This window comes from Arthrobacter sp. TmtSoilC77 (genome assembly GCF_059739415.1).
In genome coordinates, this window is sequence record NZ_AP046050.1 from 3,364,493 (window position 1) to 3,388,591 (window position 24,099).

Below are 24,099 nucleotides of genomic sequence, written 5' to 3' on the forward strand. Positions count from 1 at the left end.
GCGACGCCTGAGTGTGAGCAACGGCACTGGCGGCAGGCCGGCGTCGTGCGTTGCATGCTCCTGCGGATGGCGAGGCTAGCGCTCAGACCAGCCCGTCGCGGCGAGGAGCCGCTCCTCGAACATGGGAATCATGCTCTGTACATAGGTCTTGGTGAGATGGTTGTCGTCCTTGTAGACGTACACATTCCCAATCACCGCCGGACACGTGCCCTTTTCACAGATGAAGTCGCTCATGTCCATCAGGTACAACCGATCCACCTTGCCCGCGTAATCGTCCAAGGGCGAGGACGCAGCCAGGGAATCCTCCAAGGGAGGGTTGCAGTCAGGCGAATCGGGGCCCTTCTTCTGCACGCACTCGGGCATGTTGATGCTGAACCGCGGGTTGTCGCGCACGCCGACGACGTCGATTCCGGCATCCGTGAAGGGCTTGATGCCTTCCAAATAGCCGGGCACTTCGGTCTCGAAAGGCGCCGTGACATGAGTTAGTGACGCCACAGTGAACACTGCATCGGGTTTGTGTTCCATGACGTAGGCGGCACTTGCCTTGTTGAAGTCGGTGCATTCGCTGGTGCGTTCAGGAGAGTCCGCACCGAACCGGCAGTTCCCCTTCAGCAGAGTGACCACTTCCCAACCATGCTCCTTGGCGATGGGTCCCAGGGCGGCCATGTACTGCTGGGCATGGGAATCGCCCAGGACCACGATCCTCTTGGTCACCACTGCCGGTTCGTTGTTCTGGAGGCAACCCTGCAGCAACGGATCTGACGGGACGTTCGCGCCAGTACACAGGCCATCGATGTCCGCCCATTCATCGTTCATGGCGGCGGGTGCGGGAATGATCATTGCCTCGGGCGTCGGTTGGCCCGCGAACCCAGGCGACAGCGCTGCGGCACCGGGTGTCAGTTCCTTGGGCTGGTCCGCAATCGCCACACTTTCGGCGGCGATGGCACCCTGCCAGGCGGTCATCGGAAGCGCCAGCAGCGCACCGCAGGAAACAACGACGACGGCGGCCCGCCAGGACCGTGCGTCCGGCCACTGCCAGCGGCGCATGGGCACCTCGACATACCGTGTGGTGGCAACGGCCAACATCATGGATACCGCCATGATGCCCAGGCCCTGCAGGAGGTTGGGACTTGTGGTCTCCGTGACGAGCAGGAAGAACACCAGGACAGGCCAGTGCCACAAGTACAAGGCATAGGAATTGTTGCCCACCACGACCAGGGGCTTTGAGCTGAGTACGCGGTCCGCACCAAAGCGGCTGTTGCTCTGGCCGGCGACGATAACGGCCGCGGCGGCGAGCGTGGGCCAGAGGGCCACGAATCCCGGGAAGGAACGGTCGACAGTCAGGATCAAGCCACACGAGAGCATGGCGGCCAGCCCTGCCCAACCCAGGAATACCCGGAGCCGCCGTCCCGGTTTGAGGTACGGGAGAGCAAGCGCCAGCAGGGAACCCAGCGCAAATTCCCACAGCCTTGTCCGGGTATCGAAATACGCATAGGCCTGGTTGTTCGCCGTCTGGTCGATGGAATACACCAACGAGGCCACAAAAACCAGGCCGAACGCCATGAACAGCAACTGCCGGTGTTCCATGACCCTTCGGCCTGGGAACAGCTTTGCCAGTTGCGGCTGCAGCAGGGCTACGACGCCGAAAATGAGCGGCCACAGAATGAAGACCTGGCCTTGGACGGACAGGGACCAAAAGTGTTGAAGGGGACTGGCCCCGGAGTGGTCCTGGGCATAATAATCAACGGCAGAATCCGCAAGCTGCCAGTTCTGCCGGTACAACAGGGAGGCCCACGCCTCCGCGAGCACATCCGGCCACCGGCTCTGCGGGACAAAGGCCCACGTTGCGGTCAGAACCGCCAACAAGACAACGACGACGGCGGGCAGCAGCCGCTTGAACACGTGGAGCCAGTGCTGCAGGAGCCTCAGGGGCTTGTGGTTTTCGAGCTTCCGCGTAAAGGACAGGGTCAGCAGGAAAGCCGAGATGAGCAAAAAGACGTCGACACCACCGGACACCCGGCCCAGCCAAATGTGATAAGCCGCCACCATCAACACAGCCAAGGCCCGCAGGCCCTGGACCTCGGGACGAAAGGTGCGTTCCGCCGTCGTGGGCCTCGCTGTGGTGGGGTTGCCACCCAAAGGTGCAGTTGTTTTCACGTTGTCGCTCATCGCTCCCACCCCGTTGCGGCAAACCACCTTTCATCGAACATCTCACCCATGCTGGTGACGTAGGTCTTGGACAAGTGGTTATCGTCCAGGTAGACGAACACATTTCCTACGACGCTGGGGCACTGGACACCATTGCAGAGGAGATCCGTCATATCCAGGAACGCGGCATTTCCAAACTTTCCCTGCACGGCCGCGAAAGGGCTCTCCGCTGCCAGGACGTCATGCTGGTCGGATTTGCAGTCAGGGCTGTCCACGCCCTTGGACAGGGCACACTCGGTGACGTTGTGGTCATAGCGGGGGTTGTCACGGATGGCCACCACCTGGATGCCGAGGTCGTTGAAGTTGGTGACCGACTGTTCAAAGCCGTACACCAACTCCTCATCCGGTGATGACGGGGCAGCCTTGGTGCCCACCATGAACACGGAATCCGGGGTGTGCGCTGCCACATACTTGAAAGCCGCCGAGTTGAAATCATTGCAGTGCTGGTCAGCGTCGGGGTTCTCCGGCATGAACGGGCATCCGCCCAAAAGGAGGGCCGTGACCTTCCAGTGCTCAGCCTCAGCGAGGGGACCGAGCGCGGCCAGCCACTGCTGGGCATGGGAATCACCCAAGACAATGATGCTCTTGGTGGCGTCATCGCCCACGCCGTTTTGCTGGCAGTTCTCCTGCAGGGTCTTGTCTTCCGGCTGGGACGCTCCCTCGCACGTCCCACCCAGATGTGCCCAGTCCTCAGGTAGCTGCTCTGCGGTAGGAAGCGTTTTGGCGTCAGGGCTGACCTGGTCCACGTACCCGGGCAGGAGGGCATGTGCTCCCGGGTTGTCGTTGAATGCCTGCGTGTCAGCGGCCTTCTGGTCCAGGTACTGCTTGTACTGGAAACCGAGCAACGGCGTGCACGCCACGGCAAGGCACACCGCGATCGAGATGGCTGCCCGGCGACGCTTCACCTCGGGCCACTTCCACTCCCGGAATGGCTTCTCCACATACTTCGTGGTCAGGAACGCCAGGACCAGTGCCAACGCCACAATCGCCGTGCCGGAAAGCCAACCCGCATGATCCTTGCCGCTCCAAGCCAACGCGATCACCAGGATGGGCCAGTGCCAGAGATAGAGGGCATAGGAATTGTCGCCCAGCCGAACAAGGAATCTGGAGCTCAGGATCCGATCCACGCCGAAGCGGCTACCGGTCTGTCCCGCTGCAATCACCGCAACGGCAGCCAGGGTAGGCCAGAGTGCAACAAAGCCCGGGAACGCCGTCTGGACCTGCAGCAGGATGCCGCAACTGAGCATGGCGGCCACGCCGATCCACCCCATCGCCACGCGGACAGGTTTGGAAAAGTCCAAGGCAGGCAAAATCAAGGCAACAAGGGTTCCGAGGGCAAACTCCCACAGGCGGGCGAAGGTGTCGAAGTACGCCACCGCCTGGTTGTTGGCCGTAAAGATGATGGAGTACGTCAGGGAAACGACGAAGATGAGCGCAAAAACGTACGCGAGCGAAGCCCGGTACCGGAGATCGAATTTGCGGCAGATGACCGCCATCACGGCGAAGATCACCGGCCAGAGAATGAATATCTGGCCCTGGATGGAAAGCGACCAGAAGTGCTGCACTGGACTGGCCAGGCTGTGGTCCGTTGCGTAGTAGTTGACCGCAAGAGTCTGCAGGAGCCAATTCTCGTAGTAGAAGAGTGAGGCCCAAGCCTGATTGACCACTTCTACCCAGCGGGTGGGAGGCAGGAAAGCAAAAGTAGCAGCCAATGTTCCGAAGAGTACAACCACGACTGCCGGGAGGAGGCGCCTGAACAAGTGCAGCCAGTGCCGCAGCAAGTCCATCGGGCGCCGCTGTTTGAAGCGGCTGGTGAACTGAAGAGTCATGAGGAATGCCGAGATCAGCAGGAAGACATCTACCCCGCCTGACACCCGCCCAATCCAGATGTGGTAGCTCACCACCATGAGGACAGCGAGGGAGCGGAGGCCCTGGATTTCGGGCCGGAAGGTGGACTTTACAACGGGACCGGTAGCCCGCCTGTTGGGACGGGCGGGCGTTCGGATCGTTGATGTAGTCACGTTAGGCAGTTCCTCAAGGCTATTGCACAAAGCATCCATCATACGCTGTTCCGGGCTCCGGCCCCAGTTGGGCCGGTCTGCGGAACCGCCTTACGAGTGTCTATTAGCTCAGGTTGGACTATGCATTTGCAAAGATGAAACTGTGCGTTGCCTGTGCCAAGGCACTGTGTCTGAAGGCCCGGAAAACTAGGTCAAGGCCGGCCGACGCCCCACCGTCAGCTGCCGGTCGACTGTGATTCGTTGTGCCAGATAACGGGCATCCCGGCCAACTCCTGGAAGCGTTGCCGAGACTGCAGCGAACAGGAACTCCTGGCCGATGAAATAGAGTCCAGGGACAGATTCCACTACTCCCCTCTTGTGGGCCGGCGCTCCCTCTCCGTCCTGGTACGGGAGCTTCAGCCACGAGTAGTCCTCCCGGTATCCGGTACACCAAATGACGTTCGCCACGTCCAGCGTCCGGCCCTCTTCCAGCAACGGTTTGCCCTGCTTTACGCCGGCTATCCTTGGCAGCAGTTCCACCTTCGCCTCGCGCAGTTCCTTGGTACGTGTTCGGATCAAAGGTGCCGCCATCATCCTGAATGCCGGCGCCACCTTCCGGCCAACCGGTGTGTTGAGCGTCAGGACGTGAAGGCCTGCGAACCGGATCACAGGCAGCACAAACCGGGCTGCAGCGCGTCCATGGCGAACAGGGATTTCGCCACTGGCTTTGCCCGCCAACAACGTGGTGTGGGTCCTGCTGGCTTCGAGGGCAATCTCCGCGCCGGAATTGCCGAGCCCGACAACGAGCACTGGTCCAGGTTGGAGTTGCCCGGGATTCTTGTATTCCTGCGAGTGAAGCTGCACGATGCCCGGATCCAGCTCATTCGCGAATGCCGGCCGCTTGGGCAGGCGATACACGCCGGTGGCAACCACTACGTTGTTGGCGGTCCATGACCGGTCACCGGAGCTCACAAGGAAGCGATCACCCTCTTGTGTCACTCCATCAACATGGACCCCGGGAACCACCGGAAGACTGAACCGCTGTGCATAACCTTCCAGGTAGTCCGCCAACTCATTCTTGCTGGGGAACGCCAGACGGTCCCCTGGGAAGGGCATGCCCGGCAAACCGTCGTACTTGGCCGGGGTGAAGAGTCGGAGCGAATCCCACCGCTGGCGCCACGAATCGCCGGTCCTGGCGTTCTCGTCGAGGATGACGAAGTCGTGGTGCCCTTTGGCCAGCCAATAGCCGAGCGCCAAGCCGGCCTGGCCACCGCCTACGATCACGGTATCGAACTGTGGGTCACTAGCTTTTTTCATGGCTTTTCCTTTCTCATTACTGGTCAACGCGGGGTCACTTATGGCCTATGGCAGCGGCCGACATGGGCCTTAAGTGACCCCGCGTTGCTGGAGTTTCAGTTGCTGGGGTTTCAGTGGGAGCCTTCCGGTATCGCAGGCACCACACCAACATCAGTGCCGACGTCACCACATAGAAGGTGTGCAGCAGCCACACCGGCCCCGCCGGAAGGTCGAAGACGTAGAACGAGTGCACGGCATTGGCGATGTTGGTCAGGGTGATATTGCTCAAACTGTAGGAGGCCAGGTCCTTGGTCCGGACTGCCTTGAACAACATGGGCAGCATGCTGGATGCAAAGAGCACGGTGGATACGGTGCCGGCGAGCAGTGGAATGTTCATAAGCCCAAGCTATGAGTCCGGCGCCCCTTGCCGCGTCGGCCAAATGACGCATCCTGCAGGAATGGGCATGGGTATTTATGCGCATGCCGGGAAGTGAGAGAGCGTTCGGGAAAACCCTGCTGTATGTGAGAGAAGATCGGGAGAAAAGCGGTGGGAAGTGATAGAGCATCAGTTGGTTAAGTGGTGCTCAAACGCGTATTTGGTGGCAGCAACCCTGGATGGCAAGGAGAGCTTGCTGAGGATGTTGCTGACATGGCGGGCAACGGTCTTTTCACTGAGATACAGTTCCCGGGCAATGGACTTGTTGGGTTTTCCGTCGGCGACAAGCCTCAGGACTTCCAGTTCACGGGCGGTCAGTTCACGGGCAGTCAGTTCACGGGCGTTCAGTTCAGGGGCGGAGAGCACGGAACCATCGCCGCCACTCACCGTTCCGGCTCCCGCTTTGAGACCCAGCACCCCGGCCAGGGCAGGCGCTGCGTCGAGTTCTGCGAACTCGGCTGCGGCCGCTTCGAATTCCATGGCGGCAGAGTCGGGGTCGCCCAACCGGGCACACGCACGACCGGCCAACAACCGGCACCGGGCAGCCTCATACGGAGCCTCGAGGCTGTACCAAAGCCGCCAAGCCTTCCGGGCGGTCATCAGTGCGGCTTCGGCACTCCCCTCGGCCAAGAGAACGCTCGCTTCCGCCTGGGCTGATAGCGCCCGCTCCAAGGGGCGGCTGGCTTCGTGGAGCGGTGCTGCGAGTTCATTCGCGGCCTCTCGGGCTGCGACGACGTCCCCCGCCGCAAGCTCCACCTGGACCACCGCCGGAAGCAGCCTGCAGCGGTTGGCCGGATCCGCTCCGGACATCGCACGGTGCAACATGACCTGCGCCTGGGACGTTTTGTTCTGGGCCATACGTAGAAGCGCAAGGCCAGGCAATGGCTCAAAGCCGGTCTCCCCGGCCTTGGCGTAGGCTGCGTCGGCCTCGTCAAACCTGCCCCTGAGGCGGAGGACTTCCCCCTGTTGGTACCAAGCTCCCCAGGCCGCTTCCGGATCGCCCCGACGCGAACGGTCCTGGGCGATGCGGGCCGCAGCCAAGGCCTCGTCCCAGGCTCCATGCAGGATGAACAGCTCTGCGCGGTGCGATTGGCATTGCCCGCTGAACATCACCATGTCCGGCCGGTCTCCGCACCACCGCTCCAAGGCTGCTGTCCATTCCTGGGCGCGGTGGACGTCCAAAGCGAGCCGGCAGCTTCCAATCACCGCACAGTAGATGATCCCGGAAGGTATGGGCGAGACCTCGCCGGCGGTGACGGACAACATCACTTCATCGAGGAGCTGCAATCCCTCGTCCGGGGAGCCGAGGGTAATCCTGGCCGTGCCCAGGCCCAGCTGGCCCAACGCCATGAGATCCCTGTCGTGGAAACGCCGGCCCACTTCAAAGGCCCGGCCAAACAGTTCGTGGCTGGCCTCGGGGTTTCCTCCGTAAAGTGAACCCAGGGCGGATGGGATGAGGAGGTAGCCCTCCGCTTCGGTGGGCTCTTCCATTTCCGCAATCAAATGCTGGGCGCGGGACATCCAACCGGAACTTCGCGCGGGCTCCCCGATGTCCATGAGGAACAGCACCAGCCACGCCGCACAGCGCGCCGCACCGGCCATGTCGCCCAATGTCAGGAATTCCTCATGGGCCCGCGTCAGGTACTTCACTCCGTCATCGTCATGGCCCAGCAGCATTGCCACGGATGCCACCAGTTCCATGTCCCGGGCAGGCAAGCCGCCTTCGGAATCGGCCCGGGCAAGGCAGTCCAGCGCATCGCTCCAGCGACGCTCGGAGAATGCCGAGCGTCCCATATCCAAGGCTGTGACCGACATAGTGAACACTCATTCCGCGACCGGGAGCAACCCGGTTGGCGCACCCAAGCCGCCGTATTAGCGTCAGGGTACCGCCGCCGTCGTAAGTCCCACAATAGGTCCCCGCGGCTCCGGGGAACCTGCGGGTTGCTGACAAAAAAGCCCTGGCCACACGAAGGTGACCAGGGCTTTTTTGAACAGGCTGTTAGTGCTGGTGGCCTGCGTGTGCGTCTTCTTCCTCGGCCGGCTTTTCGGCAACCAGGGTCTCAGTGGTGAGAACCAGGGCAGCGATGGAAGCGGCGTTGCGGAGTGCGGAGCGGGTGACCTTGACGGGGTCGATCACGCCGGCGGCGATCAGGTCCTCGTACTCGCCGGACTTGGCGTTGAAGCCGTGGTTGGCTTCGAGTTCGGAGACCTTGGAAACGACGACGAAGCCGTCGAAGCCGGCGTTCTGGGCGATCCAGCGCAGCGGCTGGATCAAGGCGCGGCGGACGATGCCAACAGCTGCTGCCGCGTCACCTTCCAGGGCCCTGACGGCCGGGGACTCGTCCAGTGCCTTGAGGGCGTGGATGAGCGCGGAACCGCCACCGGAAACGATGCCTTCTTCAAGGGCTGCACGCGTGGAGGAAACGGCGTCCTCGATGCGGTGCTTCTTTTCCTTCAGCTCAACCTCGGTGGCTGCGCCAACCTTGATGACACCGATGCCGCCGGCCAGCTTGGCAAGGCGCTCCTGCAGCTTCTCGCGGTCCCAGTCGGAGTCCGTGCGGGTGAGCTCGGCACGCAGCTGGGCCACGCGGTCGGCAACGTCCTGCTCGGTTCCGGCGCCATCGACGATGGTGGTGTTGTCCTTGGTGACCGTGATGCGGCGAGCCGTACCCAGTACCTCAAGGCCAACAGTGTCCAGCGAAAGTCCAAGGTCCGGGGAAACAACCTGTGCGCCAGTGAGCGTAGCGATGTCCTGCAGCATGGCCTTGCGGCGGTCGCCGAAGCCGGGAGCCTTGACGGCGACGACGTTCAGGGTGCCGCGGATGCGGTTGACGATCAGCGTGGACAGGGCTTCGCCTTCGATGTCCTCGGCGATGATGAACAGCGGCTTGGAGGCCTGCAGCGCCTTCTCCAGCAACGGCAGGAATTCCTGCAGCGAGGAGATCTTGCCCTGGTTGATCAGGATCAAGGCGTCTTCGAGGACGGCTTCCTGGCGTTCTGCGTCAGTGACGAAGTACGGGGAGAGGTAGCCCTTGTCGAACTGCATGCCTTCGGTGAGGACGAGTTCGGTCTGGGTGGTGGAGGACTCTTCGATGGTGATGACGCCATCCTTGCCCACCTTGCCGAAAGCCTCGGCCAACAGTTCACCAATTTCGTCGCTCTGGGCGGAGATAGCGGCAACGTTGGCAACCTGGGTGCCTTGCACTTCGCTGGCGTTCTCCAGGAGGCGGGCTGCGATGGCTTCGATGGAAACCTCGATGCCACGCTTGATCTCGCCAGGAGCGGCACCAGCAGCAACGTTGCGCAGGCCTTCCTTGACCAGTGCCTGCGCCAGCACCGTAGCGGTGGTGGTCCCGTCGCCAGCGACGTCGTTGGTCTTGGTGGCTACTTCCTTGGCCAGCTGCGCACCAAGGTTCTCGTAGGGGTCATCAAGCTCAACTTCGCGGGCGATCGTCACGCCATCGTTGGTGATCGTGGGAGCGCCCCACTTCTTGTCCAGCACGACGTTGCGGCCGCGCGGGCCAAGCGTCACCTTGACAGTGTTGGCGAGCTTGTCGATACCGGCCTCAAGAGACCGGCGGGCAGCATCGTTAAAAGCAAGCTGCTTTGCCATGGTTGTGTCCTTTCAAGACAGAAAACCCGCACCGCAGAAGGTCGGAATGATTCCAACGCGGCTGCGGTGCGGGGCTCCAGGAAGTTACTTTACGACGATCGCAAGGACGTCGCGGGCGGACAGAACGAGGTACTCGTTGCCGCCGGTCTTGACTTCGGTTCCACCGTACTTGGAGTAGATAACGACGTCGCCAACAGCTACGTCAACCGGCACGCGGTTGCCGTTGTCATCGAAGCGGCCGGGGCCGATTGCAACAACTTCGCCTTCCTGCGGCTTCTCCTGTGCGGAGTCCGGAATTACCAGGCCGGAAGCCGTGGTCTGCTCTGCTTCGAGCGGGCGAACAACAATACGATCCTCAAGAGGCTTAATCGAGACCGACACTCGGACTCTCCTTTTCATGAGCTGATTCATGGACTAAGAACTAGGGTGCCGTGGCGTGCAACCGTCGTCGCGGTGCCGGTGGACGCCTGGCGTGATTAGCACCCTCCGGGGGAGAGTGCTAACAAGACTCTATGTAAGCGTTAGCACTCGGTCAAGGTGAGTGCCAGAATTTCGTCGTTGGTGAACTCCCGTTACCGCCCGGTGAGGTCATCCAGATCGTAGTCTTCGCCGTCGTCATCCTCATCCACAGGTACCGATCCGCGATTCAAATACAGCACGACGGCGGCTGCCAGGGCCACGACGCCGGAAATCACCAGGGCGATAATCCCGCCAATGCGGGCCCCGCTGTAGAGGTCCCGGATATCGCGGGCTTCATCAGTAGCGTCGTTCACGCTCTTGCCTGTGACGGAGTAGGCAGCTGCATTGAATGAGTCCAGGACGAAGATGACGATCAGCAGGGCAACGCAGATTACCGCGATCACGGCCCCCGCGATCAAGGCAGGACGCGCAAACGCCACAAGGGACCGGCCGGCGGAATGCTCTGAAGCTCCCGGGGCAGCGGGGCGGTTCCCGCCCGGGTTGTTCGTGTCGGAGGGCTGCGGAGCTGCGTTGTCTTCCATGAAAACAACCCTATCGGGCTGATTCCCAACTCACGGTGTCAAGGCGCGCCCCGTTAGGCTTGATCCCATGTCTCATGCACCGCAGGAACAGATCGCACCCTTGCTGACCACTGAAGGATGGGAACTCCTTGCCTCGCTGGGGCCGTACCGCGAAGCCGATGCGTTCAGCATGAACGCCGATCTTCGAAAGGCAGGCCACTCCCCTGAGCTGGTGGCCGCGGTACTCACGCAGTCCCGGCTCCGAACCCGCGCCGAGGCCAAATTCGGCGAGTTCGCCCGCCAGATGCTGTTCACCCAGGCCGGACTCGAGCAGGCGACGCGCCTCAACGTCGCGGCCCGGCACGCCGAGCGTTTTGCCAAGGCCGGCATTTCCCACGTAGCAGACCTTGGCTGCGGCCTCGGAGCCGACTCCATGGCCTTGGCCTCGATGGACATTGCCGTGACCGCAGTGGAGATGGATGAAACCACTGCGGCCTGCGCCACGATCAACCTCATGCCCTTCCCGCACGCCACAGTGGTGCATTCGGATGCCACGTCAGTGGAACTGGACGGGATCGACGGCGTGTGGCTGGATCCCGCACGGCGCACAACCTCGACGTCCGGGACAAAGCGGATCTGGGATCCGGAAGCATTCTCTCCCCCGTTGTCGTTCGTTGAAGGCCTGGCCGCAGCCGGCCGTGCGGTCGGCGTCAAGATGGGTCCTGGCATGCCCCACGACTCGGTTCCGGCGAACTGTGAAGCGCAGTGGGTCTCCGTAGGTGGCGACGTCACGGAGGTCACCCTGTGGTTCAACGCCGTGGCCCGCCCCGGGATCCGGCGCGCGGCACTTGTCATCGGCTCCCAGGGCGCTGCCGAGCTCACCAGCGGTGAGGATTTCGACGGCGGCCCGGTAGCCGCCGTCGGGCCGGTTGAGGGGTTCCTCTACGAACCTGACGGTGCCGTCATCCGCGCAGGCTTGGTGGCCGACGTCGCAGAACGCCTGGGCGGGCACCTGGTGGATGAACATATCGCCTACATCTGCGCCCCGGAACTCGATGACTCGCCTTTTGCCAAGGCTTACAAGGTGCTGGAGGTCATGCCATACAACGTCAAAGCCCTCAAAGCCTGGGTCAAAGCGGACGGCATCTCGGTGCTGGACATCAAGAAGCGCGGCACCGCTGTCACTCCCGAAGAACTGCGGAAACAACTGCTTCCATCCAAGCGCGACACCAAGCCCGCAAAAACGGCCACCCTTGTCCTGACCAGGATTGGCGAGGAAAGAGTGGCCGTAGCGGTGGAGCCCGTGACGTTCTAGTCCACTTCAGCGGCGGGAGAATTCCGAGGCTTCGCGGACCTGGTCAGCACTCGGGCGGAGGCCCGTGTACAGGACGAACTGCTCCTCCGCCTGGATGGCGATGACTTCCGCTCCAGTGATCACCGGCTTGCCTGCCTGCCGGGCAGCCGTGATGAGGGGCGTCTCGGAGGGTAGGGCGACGACGTCGAACACTATCTTTGCCGCCGCAATGGTTGCGTCGTCAAAGGACTGCGCCCTTTCGTCCGCACCAGCCATGCCCAGGGGCGTGACATTGATGATGAGGTCCGCCGTGGATCCGTTGACGTCGTCCTGCCATGCGAAACCGTAAAGGTCCGCGAGCGCACGGCCTGTGGTTTCGTTGCGGGCAACGATGGTCACGGACGTAAAGCCTGCATCGCGGAGGGCTGCGGCCACCGCTTTCGCCATTCCTCCGGCTCCTCGCAGCAGCACGGTGTGGCTGCTGGGTACTTTATGGTCCTTCAGCAGGCGGGCAATGGCGATGTAGTCGGTGTTGTATGCGGTCAGGACGCCGTCGTTGTTGACAATCGTGTTGACCGAGTCGATGGCCTTTGCCGAGGGATCCATCACGTCCACAAGCGGGATGACCGCTTCCTTGTAGGGCATGGAAACCGCGGCTCCCCTGATGGGGAGGCCGCGGATGCCAGCCACTGCAAGAGTGATGTCCGCCGGGGCGAATGCCTTGTAGACAAAGTTCAGTCCGAGCAGATCGTACAAATAATTGTGGAACCTGGTCCCAATGTTGCTGGGCCGGGCCGCGAGCGAAATGCACAGGGACATGTCTTTGTTCAGGATTGGCATTCACCCATTAAACAACGGGCCGTTTGCGCTTCCGCGCCGTTAGCCCTGGCGGGCCTTCATTCGCGGGTTGTTCTTGTTGATGACGAACGTGCGCCCACGGCGTCGGACGATCTGTGCGCCCGGAATCTTCTTGAGGGCACGCAGTGAGTTCCTGACCTTCATGGTTTTTCTCCTTGTTGTTGGTGGTTGGTTTTTGGGGTGGCTGGCTAAAAGGCTTCGCTAAGTTCCAAGGGGTCCTCCCAGACACCAAAGTCGAGTTCCATCTCGGCCTCCGTCAATTGGCAGCCCTCCAGAAGGGCGCGGATTTCCTGGGGGTCGATGTCCTCGGAGCGTCCGGTAATGGCCAGGACCGTTCCGCGGTCGCCGTAATTCGGGTGCCAGTCAAGGACGGCGTCGACGTCGGCTCCCACCTTGCCTCTGCGACCTGCTGCAGGTGCGTCCGCCAGCCAGGTTCCGGTGCTCTCAAGCCACACCCGGGGACCAATTCCCTGTACCGCAATCCGGATCTTGGCAGCCGAGGCGATCCACAAGCGTCCGCGGAGCCAGTGGGTTCCGGCCGCGAGTTGGGGAAGTGCTTCACGGAAACGGCCGGGGTGCAGCGGCCGCCCAGCCTTGTGGAGGACGGTTCGGAAGGAACCGGGCGAATCATCCAAAGGCACGCAGACCACTCCGGGCCGGGTGCGTGCGGCCGCTTCGGCGTCGTCGAAGCAGCCCGATCTGAAGTCATCGGCCGCACCGATTGCTGCAGCGTGTGGTGCCAGCTGCCCGAGCAGCTCCACGCCAGTCACCCATTCTTCGGATCCCATGCGGGGATTTCCGGACAATTCCGCTCCCAAGCCCGGGTGCAACATGACTGTGTCCACCTGCCCGAACTCGCCGATCAGGAACTCGCCGCTGGTCCGTTCATCCTCCGGCATCGATGTGAAGCCGGATTCAAAGAGGGTGTGCCGGTCCCAGATGTGATCGTCGAGATCCACGGGGTCCAAGGCCAGGATGGCGTTGTCCATGACGGCAGGCTGGGTGAGGCCGCGCCGGAGTTCCGCGACTGCCATCCCTGCCGGGACGCCGGGTGGTAGGCCCAGGACCACGTGGTCGAACCCGCAAGCGGCGAGGCGCTCCGCCGTCGGTACGACATCCAGCTTGACCGTACAGCTGAGGCAACCGTGTTCCAGAACGGTTGTTTCGCGCTCAAACAACTGGCCTCCCCTGTAGACGCGCCGCATGACCAAGGAACCATCCAGGAGGTCGTGAAGAACGACGACGGAGTTCGTGTGGGTTCGACCAAGCCGGGCGGTGGCCGCTTCGCGGCACTGACTGTCCAGGGAGCTGACAACGGTGAGGTGCATGGAAGGATTCTAATTGAAAACCATTCTCATTAGCAATTCGCTTGCGATGTGTCTCGGCGCTTAACTTCGCCCTGTCCGCAATCAGCCATGCTCCGGCTGCACTAGACTTGAGCCGACCGCTGACGGCCCCGCAGCGGGTTGCGTCCAGCAGAAAGTCCAGCAGAAACAAGCAACGAGGGGACTACGTGCAGATTGAGTTTGCGCCATCCAGGCAATCGACACTGGGTGTGGAATGGGAGTTGGCGCTCGTCAATGCACGCACCGGAGAACTGGTTTCAGTGGCGAACGACGTCCTCAAGGGTGTCGCTGCGAACCATCCGGACCTCAACGAAGACGACGAACACCCCCACATCAAGCGCGAACTGCTCCTGAACACGGTGGAACTCGTTACCGGAATCTGCGAAACGGTCAAGGAAGCAAAAGAGGACCTCAACCGCTCCCTCGCCGCTGTCCGCGAAGTCACCGACCCCATGGGAGTGGAGGTGTTCTGCGCAGGCAGCCATCCCTTCAGCCCTCCCCTGCTCCAGCCGGTCACCGACAAGGAGCGTTACGCCAAGCTGATCGAGCGGACCCAATGGTGGGGACGCCAAATGGTCATCTATGGTGTCCACGTCCACGTAGGCATCGATCGCCGGGACAAAGTGCTCCCCATCCTGGACGGCCTGGTCAACTACTTCCCGCACTTCCAGGCACTGTCCGCCTCCAGCCCCTTCTGGGCCGGCGAAGAAACCGGCTACGCATCCCAGCGGGCCCTCATGTTCCAACAACTCCCCACCGCTGGCCTGCCGTTCCAGTTCGAAACCTGGGAAGCATACGAGTCCTATGTCCAGGACATGTTCACCACAGGTGTCATCGACGCCATTTCCGAGATCCGCTGGGACATCCGGCCTGTTTACAACCTGGGCACTATCGAGATGCGCATTTGCGATGGCCTCGCCACCCTTGAGGAAGTGGGCGCCATCGCCGCACTCACACAGTGCCTCGTGGACGAGTTCTCCTCCATCCTCGACGCCGGCGGGAGCATCCCCACCATGCCGCCCTGGCACGTCCAGGAGAACAAGTGGCGTGCGGCGCGCTACGGCATGGAAGCCATCATCATCCTCGATGCCAAGGGCAACGAGCAATTGGTCACCGAGCACCTCGCAGAAACCGTCGCACGCTTGGAACCCGTGGCAGCCAAGCTTGGATGCTCTGAGGAACTGGCCGACGTCATGAAGATCATTGAACGCGGCGCCAGCTACCAGCGCCAGCGCCGCGTGGCCGCCGAACACAACGGGGACCTGCAGGCAGTGGTCATGGACCTCGTACAGCAGATGCGTAAAGGCCCCGACGCATAGTTGGGTGGAGTTACGCAGCCACCGACACCGTAGTAACGGGCATGGAGGAATCCGGCGCGAACGCTATTCCGCTGGGCCCGATTCCGGCCATGACCAGTTGAGCACCGAGGGCTGCCACCATGGCACCGTTGTCCGTGCAGAGGTCCAGTGGCGGCACGTGCAGCTTGATGCCCGCCGATACACACCGTTGGCCGGTCAATTCACGCAGCCTCGAGTTGGCAGCAACACCTCCACCAAGGAGCACGTCGGTAATGCCATGCTCCCTGCAGGCCAGGACCGCCTTTGAACTGATGACGTCCACCACGGCTTCCTGGAATGCCGCTGCGATATCGGCTACGGGTACTTCTTCCCCACGGGCTTCGAATTGCTCCACGCACCGGGCCACCGCGGTTTTAAGGCCGCTGAAGGACCAGTCGTAGCGGTGGGGTCCTTTCTCCTCCGTGGTGCCCATGTATTTGGGCTGGGTGAGGCCGCGCGGAAAGCGGATGGACTTCGGATTGCCTTGGCGTGCCAGCTTGTCGATGGCGGGGCCACCCGGGTAGCCAAGGCCCAGGATCCGGGCAACTTTGTCGTAGGCTTCACCGGCGGCGTCATCGATGGTGGAACCAAGGAGCTCCACGTCATCTGTAATGCTGCGGATACGGAGGATCTCCGTGTGGCCACCGGAAACCAGGAGTGCACCGAGGTTCTGCGGCAAGTGGCCGGCACCCAGGCCGGCGGCAGCACCGGCGTCGGGCCTTGAATCCAGCAGCCCCACGCCAACGTGCGCTACCAGGTGGTTGATCGCGTAGAGCGGCTTGCCCGTAGCCACGGCCAGGGCCTTCGCTGCGCAGACACCAACCATAAGGGCGCCCGCCAGGCCCGGCCCGGATGTGACGGCAATGGCGTCGATTTCCTCCAGAGTCACTCCGGCTTCATGCAGCGCTTCCTGAAGCGTGGGGACAAAGGCATCCAAATGGGCACGCGAAGCGATCTCAGGGATGACACCACCAAAGCGCACGTGCTCGTCCATGGAGGAGGACACCGTGTTGGTCAGCAGCGTTGTACCGCGCACGATTCCAACGCCGGTTTCGTCACAGGACGATTCGATGCCCAGCACCAACGGCTGCTTCGGCTGTTCTGGATAAGGGCCGCTCACGCGTTGGCTCCTTCTGTGGAATGTGACGTGTTCAGTGTCATGGGTTATTCAGGGGCAGGCGCATGATCAACGCATCCGTACCGTCCCGGTAATACCGCGGCCGGACGTGGATCTGTTCGAATCCGAAACGCAGATACAGCTGCTGTGCACGGGGGTTGTCCGCGCGCACCTCCAGGAGGAGGTCCGCCGCGTGACGCCGCCGCGCCTCCTCGATCAGCTCGGTCAGGATGGCAGAACCGATGCCTTTGCCTTCGAATTCGGGAACGACGGCGATCGTCTGGACGTCAGCGATTGGCTCAATGCACATCAAGCCGGCGTAGGCCACGATCTGGCCCTCAACCTGGGCCACCACGTAGCGGCGCGTCTCCGGCTGTGACAACTCGTCGAAGAACATCTGCAGGGGCCAGGCATCCACGGGGAACAGTCGACGTTCCAAGGCTTCGACGGCCGGGACATCAGCCTCGGTCATATCGCGCAGGGAAACTCCTGCGAGTTCCAGTTTGGGTGGGAGTTTCATCAGTCCACTTCCCTCACAGGGCACGCTTCCTGGGACCCGGCACCTGGGCGTCCGATTCGCGCAAGTACAAAGGTGTGGAGTCCAAGAGCTCCTGCCCTGCCGTTATTCTGGCAAGCGCGAGCTGGCCAAGGGACGCCGCGTCCGGTTGGGCCTCGGCAAAGTCTTCGTCGGCACGGAGGACGTCGGCGTACAGTCCAGCGCCGGCCCCAAACACGGGCAGGTCCGGTAAGTCCGAGGCGAAACCCACATGCGGCCCGTCGATGAGCTGGGGAAGCTGGCCTTCCTCAAGGACGTACCGCGCCCAGTAGACCTCTTTGCGCCGCGCGTCAGTGGCCACCAGGAATTCGGGAACAGCCGCAGTGGACTCCGCTACTTCGAGGGCGATCGCATCAAGGCTCATCAACCCATACAGCGGCTTGTTCCAGACGAAAGCCAGGGTCCGTGCGGTGGCAATACCTGAGCGCAGCCCGGTAAACGGTCCGGGGCCCACGCCTGTGACTATCACGTCAATGTCCGCGCCGGTAACGCCGGCACCGGCCAGCAGCTTCCCGATGCCCGGCGCAAGGACTTCGGCATGGCTTCGGGTGTCCTCGGTGGAAAAGGAATCCACCACGCCTTCCATGGCAACATCCGAAATCAGCGCAGCACTGGCCACTGCCGAGGTGTCGATAGCCAGGATCAGCATCAGTGGCCTCCTTCGGAGATCGTGGTTTCAAGAAGCTTCGGCGCCTCGGCCCAGCGTGGGCCAAAACCGCGGAAAATGATGGTGCGTGGTTCGTCGTCGTCATCAGTGTCAAAGTCCAGGACCGTGCCGCTGTCCTCGACATGGATAGCCGGCACAACGCCTTCGGCACCCACAGACCGGTGAAGGTCCACTTCCAGGCGGCTGTCCGAGAGGTGCTCAACCCGGTCCCTCCCCCACTCCACCACGGTGACGGACGAGTCCATGGTGTTCTCGAGATCAATGTCATCGATCTCAGCAGCTGATTCCAGCCTGTAGGCGTCGACGTGGACCAGGTCCGGTCCACCGGGGCGTGGGCCATCCGGAAGGTTTGGGTGGATCCGAACCAGCACGAACGTAGGCGAGATGATCCCGGCACGTACGCCCAGGCCCTCTCCCAGCCCCTGGGTGAAGGTCGTCTTCCCCGCACCCAGCTCTCCGGTCAGGACAAGGAGATCTCCCGCCTCAAGCACCCCGCCCAGTGCTGCACCGAGCGCGTGGGTTTGTTCCGCCGTCGTGACCTTCAGGCTGCGTTCCCAGAATGGTTCGCCGCCTTTCAATGGTTCGCTTGGTTCGAGCAGTGGTTCGTTCATAGCGTCGCCGATTCCGATGCTGCCTGGGTGCCCTGGTGTACCTCCGGCAGCGCCGGAACCTCGTTGACGTAACTGCGGGGCACCCGCGGACTAATGCGGGTCACGATCTCATAGTTGATGGTTCCCGCTGCCGCCGCCCAGTCATCGGCGGTGGGGCCGCCATCGGCACCGTCGCCGAACATCACGGCTTCGCTGCCCTTAAGCCCGGCCGCTTCTTCAGGGGTGAGCGGTCCAAGATCAATCACCATCTGGTCCATCGCGATCTGGCCCACCACAGGGTAGGTGACGCCGTTAACGCGAACCGGACCGCCCGTGGCGATGCGCGGGACCCCGTCGGCGTAGCCCAGGGGAACCAGGCCCAGCGTGCTCTCCTGGCTGGTGTGGTACTTCAGGCCGTAGGAAACGCCTTGCCCCTCCGGGACCTTTTTGCAGTTGGAGAGGAGTGTGCGGACGCTCATGGCAGCGTGCAGGCCAAGTTCGGCGGAGGTGACTCCTTCGAAGGGCGACAACCCGTAGATGCCGAGCCCCACCCGGATGAGGTCGAAGTGCGAATCCGGCCGGGACAGCGCAGCGGGAGTGTTGGCGATGTGCCTGACCTCGGTATCGACGCCGGCATCCTCAGCGATGGCGAGTGCGTCACGGAAAACCGCCAACTGCTGGTCCGTTTCGGGCCGGTGCGGTTCGTCGGCCACCGCAAGGTGGGAGAAAATGCCCACAACGCGAAGCAGGCCCTCGTCCTGGTATTCCATGGCCTGGCCCACCAGCTGGTCCCATTCGGCGATTGGACAGCCGTTCCGGCCCAGCCCTGTGTCCACCTTCAAATGGACCCGCGCGGGACGCTCCTGTTCGCGGGCCGCCGCCACCACGGCGTCGAGTTCCCAACCGGAAATCCCGACGTCGATGCCGGCGGCAACTGCGGCTTGGAAGTTGCTTTCACGGGTGTGCAGCCACGCCAACAACGGTGCGTCTATGCCCGCTGCACGCAAGGCGAGCGCCTCTGAAATGTGGGCGACGCCCAGCCAGGCCGCTCCGGCGTCGAGGGCTGCACGTGCAACCTGAACCACGCCATGGCCATAAGCATCGGCCTTCACCACAGCCATCACGGAGGCCGGGGAGGCGATCGCGACAAACTGGCGAACGTTGTGCCGCACGGCATCAAGATCGATCACGGCGGAACGCTCAAGAACCGCTGACTTTGCTATGGAGGCCTTGGACCCGATCCCGATATCTGCAGCTGCTTCGTAAGTCACCCTAGAGATTCTAGTGGTGCCGGGGAACGGGGGTTCAATTCCCCCCGTTCCTACTGGGCATCGGACAAGTGCGCGATCGTGGCGCGGGCGCGTCGCTGTGCTTCAGCGGGGATGTCCTTCACGATCGGTTCAAGGAAGGCGAAGCGCCGCAGCCACTGGCTCGATTGGCGTTCCTTCCGCGCGTTGGCACGCTGCCACCAGTCCGCGATGTCGCCCCAGCCAGGCGCTGCCAACGACCCACCGACTTGTTGGACAGCCAGCGAGGCACAGAGGTTCGCGAACCGCAGGCGGTCCCCCAATCGCCATCCTGCCAGGCACCCCACAATGAAGGCCGCCCCGAAACAATCGCCGGCGCCGGTGGGATCGTACGCGGACACGGGCAGCGATGGCACCCATTCCTCTTCGCCCGTCTCCGAGTCCACGGCCATAGCCCCCTGCGCGCCCAACGTCACCACAGCCACTGGAACGCGATCGGCCAGGGAATAGAGCGCCGCCCACGGATCGGTCTTGCCTGTGAACGCCATGGCCTCCGGCGCGTTGGGCAGGAAAGCGTAAAAATGTTCCAGTTGCTCCAACCTGCGCTGGGACCACTCTCCACTGGGGTCCCAGCCCACCACGCCGAAAAGTTTGGTTCCGGCGGACTTCGCCGCCAGCATCCAGGGTTCCAATTCCTCGCCCAGATCCGCGACGGCCGCGAGCGCCTTGGGTGGCTTTCCGATCAGGTCCGAGGCTTTGATCGGCGCGGGGTGCCCGTGGGTGACCATGGATCGATCCTGGTTCACGCACATGGACACGGTAACCGGCGAGTGCCAGCCCGGGACGCGACGCGACAGGGACAAGTCCACATGCTCCTGGCTTTCAAGGATCTGCCAGTTGTAATCCCCGTAACCGTCGTCGCCAAAGGCTGCCGCCAGGTTGGTCCTCAGGCCAAGCCGGGCCGCGGCGATCGCTTGGTTGGCAACCCCGCCCGGGCAGCTGCCCATGCCTTCGCTCCACACTTCAGTGCCGGGCTCGGGAGAGTGCGGGAGTCCGGTGAAAATGATGTCCTGGAAGACCGTTCCTGCCAGGAGAAGGTCGCATTGGCCGTCGCCCTCGGTGCGCACGGCGGCAAGGGGATCAAAACGTCGCTGGTGCATTGCGTCCATGCACGGCACACTACGCTGCGCCTTCCGGGCTGCATAGACTCGGATCATGCGGCTCATGATCGCCGGTGGCGGCGGCTTCCGGGTACCCCTTGTGTACCGTGCCTTATGCACGGGTCCATTCGCGGGACTGGTGCACGAGGTGGTGCTCTACGACGTCGATCCCGCGCGTCTCGCCGCCATCCAGGCAGTCCTCCGCGATATGCCCACGACGGAAGGTTCCCGGCCCGCCGTCGTGATTTCAACTGACCTGGGGCAGGCACTCACCGCCACCGATATGGTCTTCGCCGCGATCCGCCCGGGCGGAACGGCAGGACGGATCGCCGACGAACGCGTGGCCCTGGATCTCGGTTTGCTGGGCCAGGAAACCACGGGTGCGGGCGGCATCTCCTACGCCCTCCGCTCCATTCCGCACATGCTGGAGCTCGCCGAGGGAATGCGGCACTATTGCCCGGATGCGTGGCTCATCAACTTCACCAACCCCGCCGGGATGGTCACCGAGGCGCTTGTGCCGGTGCTAGGACGAAAGGTGATCGGTATCTGCGATTCCGCCGGCGGCCTGGCCCAACGCGCCGCACGGGCCGCCGGTTCACCCCTTCAAGAAGGAACGCTCGACGGCGTGGGCTACTTCGGGTTGAACCATCTGGGCTGGCTCTACAAGCTGGCACCCGACGGCCGGGATCTGCTGCCGGAGCTGTTATCGGATCGTGGGGCGCTGGAACGAATCGAGGAAGGGCGTTTGTTCGGCCAGCACACCCTGGAGAAACTCGGTTGCCTGCCCAATGAATACCTTTACTACTATTACCAAACCGAACAGGCGACTGAAGCCATCCTGACGCAACGCGAAACGCGTGGGGCGTCCATCCACCAGCAACAGAGCTCGCTCTACCCATCCCTTGTGGAAGCCTCGAACGCCTACGCCATGTGGGATGCGGCCCGGCGCTCCCGCGAGGAAGGCTACCTGGCCGAGGCCCGCACACACGGGGAGCACCGCGACGAGGAAGACCTCGCCGGGGGCGGCTATGAGCGTGTGGCTTTGTCCGTGATGCGGGCCCTATCCGGAGGCGGGACGGCGCAGCTGATCCTCAATGTGCCCAATTCACCCGTAGCCGGCTCTTCGGCACATGAGGCGGAAGTCGCCGTGCCCGGGCTGCCGGGGGACGCCGTCGTCGAAGTTCCCTGCGAGGTAACACCCGATGGCGCCCTGCCGCTTGCGCAGGAACGGCCCGGGGGCCAGTTCCTCACCTTGATGCAACACGTCAAGGAAGTGGAACGGCTGACGGTCAGGGCTGTCCGGGACGGTGACAGGGAGGCTGCACTGCAAGCCTTTGCTGCGCACCCGCTGGTCGGCTCGGCCTCGCTGGGCGCCCAACTCCTTGACGGCTACGAGGCAGCCTTCCCGGAACTGCGAGGACTCTGGAAGTGATTTCTAGAGCTTCCGGTACATCACGTGCAGGCCGACGTACCCAATTTCAGGGTGGTCGAAGGCCTCGGGCACCGTGGCCAGGATGCGGAATCCCATGGATTGCCACAACCACACTGCCCGGACGTTGCTCTCCACCACAGCGTTGAATTGCATGGAGCGGAATCCTGCCGCTTTGGCTTCCTTTAACGAGTAGGCACACAGCGCCCGTGCAATTCCCTGGCCCGAATGCCTGGAGCTCACCATATACCCGGCGTTCGCCACATGGCTGCCGCCGCCGGCCTGGTTCGCATGGAACTCGCCAGTGCCCAGCACCTCGCCTCCCGGGTGCGGCCCATCCGCAGTGCGCACGGCCACGAACGTTTGGCCGGGCGCTTCCTTCAGCCATTTAGTACGGGCAGCTTCTTCAGTTGTGTCGCGGTCCCAGGTGAAGGTCTCCCCCTGACGGAGGATCGGCTCCATGACTGACCAGATGCCGGGCCAATCTTCGGGCGTGGCTGGGCGGATATCGAAAAGGGTTTCTTGGCTCACAGCGCACAGGCTAGCAGCCTTGTCCACATAGCCGGGATTGGCGCCATGTAGGTCCCGGCTTCAGGAGTAGTGTTTTCTGCAGGGCAAAAGTGGTTTGGCTTCACAAGTTGGCTTCACAAGTTGGCTTCACGGCAAGGAGGAAAGTGTGCCATTGATCCGTAGGGTGGCATTCCTTTCACTGCACACCTCCCCCATGGAACAGCCAGGGGCCGGAGACGCTGGTGGAATGAACGTCTATGTGCGGGCTTTGGCCATGGCGCTGGCCGAGTCCGGTGTGGAGGTGGAGATCTTCACCCGTTCCACCAAAGCCGGCCAGGCCGCCGTCGAGCATCCCGGACCCGGGGTATGCGTCCACAACGTGATGGCCGGACCCCGACGGAAAGTCCCCAAGGAAGAATTGCCTGCCTTGCTCCACCAGATGGTGGAGGAGATCGATCGGATCCGGCAGCAGCAACCCCACGGCCGCTACGACATCATCCATTCCCATTACTGGGTGTCCGGGGTTGCCGGACTGGAATTGTCCGAGCTCTGGGGTGTTCCCCTGGTCCACACCATGCACACCATGGCCAAGGTCAAGAATCTTGTTCTTGAGTCCGGCGAGCGGCCCGAACCGCGGCGTCGGGAGGACGGCGAGCAGCGAATTGTTGATGGTGCCGCCCGCCTCATCGCCAATACTCCAGCCGAGGCAGAAGAGCTTGTCTCCCACTACGGAGCCGACATCGACAAGATTGACGTCGCACCTCCCGGCGTGGACCTGAAAGTATTCACGCCATCCTTCCGTCGCAAGTCGCGCGCCCAGCGGGATGTCAGGCCGGACAGTTTCCACATACTCTTCGCAGGCCGGATCCAACGTCTTAAGGGTCCCCAGGTCTTCGTCAAAGCGGCCGGTCTCCTGCGGATGCGCAGGCCTGACATCGATCTGGAAATGACCATTCTGGGTTCGCTCAGCGGCGCCAAGGACTTCAACCTGCAGCACATCATCGAGGAGGCCGGGCTGGCCGACGTCGTCACGCATCGCCCGCCCGTTGTAGCGCCCGAGCTCGCCAGCTGGTTCCGCTCCGCAGACGTCGTGGTGATGCCCTCGTTCAGCGAGTCATTCGGACTCGTGGCCTTGGAAGCACAAGCGTGCGGCACCCCCGTAGTGGCCACCAACGTTGGTGGGCTCTCACGCGCCATTTCCGATGGCCGGACGGGCATCCTGGTAGATGGCCACGATCCTTCCGACTGGGCTGATGCCCTCGAGGATTTGTACGACGACGTACAGACACGCGAGGACATGGGCCGTTTGGCCGCGACCCACGCCGAATCCTTTGGCTGGCAGCGGACTGCTGCGATCACCTTGGAAAGCTATCGCGAGTCTGTTGGCGGCCTGCTGGTCCCCGGGCGGTGAACCTCACGCGGTTACTGGCTGGCGCCTGATAGATTGTCGCGCAC

The 24,099-nt window shown here is 62.7% G+C and carries 22 protein-coding genes; 4 read left to right on the top strand and 18 right to left on the bottom strand.

Going from position 1 to position 24,099, the window contains the following annotated elements; all coding sequences use genetic code 11:
- Positions 1-75 precede the first annotated feature (75 nt).
- The 8 genes from AC6I99_RS15485 to AC6I99_RS15520 all read right to left on the bottom strand — a co-directional run bounded on the left by AC6I99_RS15485 (position 76) and on the right by AC6I99_RS15520 (position 10,554).
- Complete coding sequence (locus AC6I99_RS15485) at positions 76-2,169, bottom strand: acyltransferase family protein (RefSeq protein ID WP_497961229.1); 2,094 nt, start codon at positions 2,167-2,169, stop codon at positions 76-78.
- Complete coding sequence (locus tag AC6I99_RS15490) at positions 2,166-4,268, bottom strand: acyltransferase family protein (RefSeq protein WP_497946999.1); 2,103 nt, start codon at positions 4,266-4,268, stop codon at positions 2,166-2,168. The genes AC6I99_RS15485 and AC6I99_RS15490 overlap by 4 nt, the downstream gene beginning before the upstream one ends.
- Before the next feature lie 147 nt (positions 4,269-4,415).
- A complete protein-coding gene (locus AC6I99_RS15495) occupies positions 4,416-5,525 on the bottom strand; it encodes a flavin-containing monooxygenase (protein WP_497944720.1) in 1,110 nt (369 codons plus the stop codon).
- Between the two features lie 34 nt (positions 5,526-5,559).
- Positions 5,560-5,901 carry a hypothetical protein gene (locus tag AC6I99_RS15500; RefSeq protein WP_309925886.1) on the bottom strand — a complete coding sequence of 114 codons (342 nt, stop codon included), beginning with the start codon at positions 5,899-5,901 and terminating at the stop codon, positions 5,560-5,562.
- 168 nt (positions 5,902-6,069) lie between these two features.
- On the bottom strand, positions 6,070-7,755 hold the full coding sequence (locus AC6I99_RS15505; protein WP_497961230.1) for a LuxR C-terminal-related transcriptional regulator: 1,686 nt from the start codon (positions 7,753-7,755) through the stop codon (positions 6,070-6,072).
- Positions 7,756-7,939: 184 nt separating this feature from the next.
- Positions 7,940-9,553: a chaperonin GroEL gene (gene groL, locus AC6I99_RS15510; protein WP_497961231.1), complete on the bottom strand. Its 1,614-nt coding sequence runs from the start codon at positions 9,551-9,553 to the stop codon at positions 7,940-7,942.
- Between the two features lie 84 nt (positions 9,554-9,637).
- Positions 9,638-9,934 carry a co-chaperone GroES gene (gene groES, locus AC6I99_RS15515; RefSeq protein WP_011775524.1) on the bottom strand — a complete coding sequence of 99 codons (297 nt, stop codon included), beginning with the start codon at positions 9,932-9,934 and terminating at the stop codon, positions 9,638-9,640.
- A 191-nt stretch (positions 9,935-10,125) separates the two neighbouring features.
- On the bottom strand, positions 10,126-10,554 hold the full coding sequence (locus tag AC6I99_RS15520) for a hypothetical protein (RefSeq protein WP_497944718.1): 429 nt from the start codon (positions 10,552-10,554) through the stop codon (positions 10,126-10,128).
- A 67-nt stretch (positions 10,555-10,621) separates the two neighbouring features.
- Between AC6I99_RS15520 and AC6I99_RS15525 the strand changes: the two genes are divergently transcribed.
- A complete protein-coding gene (locus AC6I99_RS15525) occupies positions 10,622-11,848 on the top strand; it encodes a THUMP-like domain-containing protein (RefSeq protein ID WP_497961232.1) in 1,227 nt (408 codons plus the stop codon).
- Positions 11,849-11,854: 6 nt separating this feature from the next.
- Here the strand turns inward: AC6I99_RS15525 and AC6I99_RS15530 are convergent, their stop codons facing one another.
- The 3 genes from AC6I99_RS15530 to AC6I99_RS15540 are packed head-to-tail and all read right to left on the bottom strand — an operon-like array spanning position 11,855 to position 14,013.
- Entirely contained in the window at positions 11,855-12,667 is an 813-nt protein-coding gene (locus AC6I99_RS15530) for a shikimate 5-dehydrogenase (RefSeq protein ID WP_497961233.1), read from the bottom strand.
- Positions 12,668-12,706: 39 nt separating this feature from the next.
- Complete coding sequence (gene ykgO / locus AC6I99_RS15535) at positions 12,707-12,829, bottom strand: type B 50S ribosomal protein L36 (RefSeq protein WP_011775528.1); 123 nt, start codon at positions 12,827-12,829, stop codon at positions 12,707-12,709.
- Positions 12,830-12,873: 44 nt separating this feature from the next.
- Entirely contained in the window at positions 12,874-14,013 is a 1,140-nt protein-coding gene (locus AC6I99_RS15540; RefSeq protein ID WP_497961234.1) for a CobW family GTP-binding protein, read from the bottom strand.
- Positions 14,014-14,198: 185 nt separating this feature from the next.
- Between AC6I99_RS15540 and AC6I99_RS15545 the strand changes: the two genes are divergently transcribed.
- Positions 14,199-15,350 carry a glutamate--cysteine ligase gene (locus AC6I99_RS15545; protein WP_224164962.1) on the top strand — a complete coding sequence of 384 codons (1,152 nt, stop codon included), beginning with the start codon at positions 14,199-14,201 and terminating at the stop codon, positions 15,348-15,350.
- Between the two features lie 10 nt (positions 15,351-15,360).
- Here AC6I99_RS15545 and tsaD read toward each other — a convergent pair whose 3' ends face one another.
- Genes tsaD through AC6I99_RS15575 form a run of 6 tightly spaced genes read right to left on the bottom strand, consistent with a single transcriptional unit; the run spans position 15,361 to position 20,714 of the window.
- On the bottom strand, positions 15,361-16,488 hold the full coding sequence (gene tsaD / locus AC6I99_RS15550) for a tRNA (adenosine(37)-N6)-threonylcarbamoyltransferase complex transferase subunit TsaD (RefSeq protein ID WP_497961235.1): 1,128 nt from the start codon (positions 16,486-16,488) through the stop codon (positions 15,361-15,363).
- Positions 16,489-16,525: 37 nt separating this feature from the next.
- Positions 16,526-17,005, bottom strand: coding sequence for a ribosomal protein S18-alanine N-acetyltransferase (gene rimI / locus AC6I99_RS15555; protein ID WP_497961236.1), 480 nt, complete (start codon positions 17,003-17,005; stop codon positions 16,526-16,528).
- A gap of 13 nt (positions 17,006-17,018) precedes the next feature.
- Complete coding sequence (tsaB, locus tag AC6I99_RS15560; protein ID WP_224164965.1) at positions 17,019-17,690, bottom strand: tRNA (adenosine(37)-N6)-threonylcarbamoyltransferase complex dimerization subunit type 1 TsaB; 672 nt, start codon at positions 17,688-17,690, stop codon at positions 17,019-17,021.
- Entirely contained in the window at positions 17,690-18,319 is a 630-nt protein-coding gene (gene tsaE, locus AC6I99_RS15565; protein ID WP_224088275.1) for a tRNA (adenosine(37)-N6)-threonylcarbamoyltransferase complex ATPase subunit type 1 TsaE, read from the bottom strand. The genes tsaB and tsaE overlap by 1 nt, the downstream gene beginning before the upstream one ends.
- Positions 18,316-19,569 (bottom strand): alanine racemase, encoded by a 1,254-nt coding sequence (alr, locus tag AC6I99_RS15570; RefSeq protein WP_224088277.1) that lies wholly within the window; start codon positions 19,567-19,569, stop codon positions 18,316-18,318. Before alr ends, tsaE begins: the two co-directional genes overlap by 4 nt.
- A 50-nt stretch (positions 19,570-19,619) precedes the next feature.
- On the bottom strand, positions 19,620-20,714 hold the full coding sequence (locus tag AC6I99_RS15575) for a carbohydrate kinase family protein (RefSeq protein WP_497961237.1): 1,095 nt from the start codon (positions 20,712-20,714) through the stop codon (positions 19,620-19,622).
- Between the two features lie 46 nt (positions 20,715-20,760).
- On the opposite strand from AC6I99_RS15575, the gene AC6I99_RS15580 reads away from it, so the two are divergent.
- On the top strand, positions 20,761-22,137 hold the full coding sequence (locus AC6I99_RS15580) for a 6-phospho-beta-glucosidase (protein ID WP_497961238.1): 1,377 nt from the start codon (positions 20,761-20,763) through the stop codon (positions 22,135-22,137).
- Between the two features lie 3 nt (positions 22,138-22,140).
- Here the strand turns inward: AC6I99_RS15580 and AC6I99_RS15585 are convergent, their stop codons facing one another.
- A complete protein-coding gene (locus AC6I99_RS15585) occupies positions 22,141-22,674 on the bottom strand; it encodes a GNAT family N-acetyltransferase (RefSeq protein WP_497961986.1) in 534 nt (177 codons plus the stop codon).
- A gap of 136 nt (positions 22,675-22,810) precedes the next feature.
- Between AC6I99_RS15585 and mshA the strand changes: the two genes are divergently transcribed.
- The gene (mshA, locus tag AC6I99_RS15590) at positions 22,811-24,055 is read left to right on the top strand and encodes a D-inositol-3-phosphate glycosyltransferase (RefSeq protein ID WP_497961239.1); all 1,245 of its coding nucleotides are present in this window, start codon (positions 22,811-22,813) and stop codon (positions 24,053-24,055) included.
- The last annotated feature ends 44 nt before the right edge of the window (positions 24,056-24,099 follow it).

Coding starts and splice junctions, on each gene's coding strand:
- AC6I99_RS15485 (WP_497961229.1), bottom strand. CDS start 2,169: ATGAGCGACAACGTGAAAACAACTGCACCTTTGGGTGGCAACCCCACC.
- AC6I99_RS15490 (WP_497946999.1), bottom strand. CDS start 4,268: ATGGATGCTTTGTGCAATAGCCTTGAGGAACTGCCTAACGTGACTACA.
- AC6I99_RS15495 (WP_497944720.1), bottom strand. CDS start 5,525: ATGAAAAAAGCTAGTGACCCACAGTTCGATACCGTGATCGTAGGCGGT.
- AC6I99_RS15500 (WP_309925886.1), bottom strand. CDS start 5,901: ATGAACATTCCACTGCTCGCCGGCACCGTATCCACCGTGCTCTTTGCA.
- AC6I99_RS15505 (WP_497961230.1), bottom strand. CDS start 7,755: ATGTCGGTCACAGCCTTGGATATGGGACGCTCGGCATTCTCCGAGCGT.
- groL (WP_497961231.1), bottom strand. CDS start 9,553: ATGGCAAAGCAGCTTGCTTTTAACGATGCTGCCCGCCGGTCTCTTGAG.
- AC6I99_RS15520 (WP_497944718.1), bottom strand. CDS start 10,554: ATGGAAGACAACGCAGCTCCGCAGCCCTCCGACACGAACAACCCGGGC.
- AC6I99_RS15525 (WP_497961232.1), top strand. CDS start 10,622: ATGTCTCATGCACCGCAGGAACAGATCGCACCCTTGCTGACCACTGAA.
- AC6I99_RS15530 (WP_497961233.1), bottom strand. CDS start 12,667: ATGCCAATCCTGAACAAAGACATGTCCCTGTGCATTTCGCTCGCGGCC.
- ykgO (WP_011775528.1), bottom strand. CDS start 12,829: ATGAAGGTCAGGAACTCACTGCGTGCCCTCAAGAAGATTCCGGGCGCA.
- AC6I99_RS15540 (WP_497961234.1), bottom strand. CDS start 14,013: ATGCACCTCACCGTTGTCAGCTCCCTGGACAGTCAGTGCCGCGAAGCG.
- rimI (WP_497961236.1), bottom strand. CDS start 17,005: ATGAAACTCCCACCCAAACTGGAACTCGCAGGAGTTTCCCTGCGCGAT.
- tsaB (WP_224164965.1), bottom strand. CDS start 17,690: ATGCTGATCCTGGCTATCGACACCTCGGCAGTGGCCAGTGCTGCGCTG.
- tsaE (WP_224088275.1), bottom strand. CDS start 18,319: ATGAACGAACCACTGCTCGAACCAAGCGAACCATTGAAAGGCGGCGAA.
- AC6I99_RS15575 (WP_497961237.1), bottom strand. CDS start 20,714: ATGGACGCAATGCACCAGCGACGTTTTGATCCCCTTGCCGCCGTGCGC.
- AC6I99_RS15580 (WP_497961238.1), top strand. CDS start 20,761: ATGCGGCTCATGATCGCCGGTGGCGGCGGCTTCCGGGTACCCCTTGTG.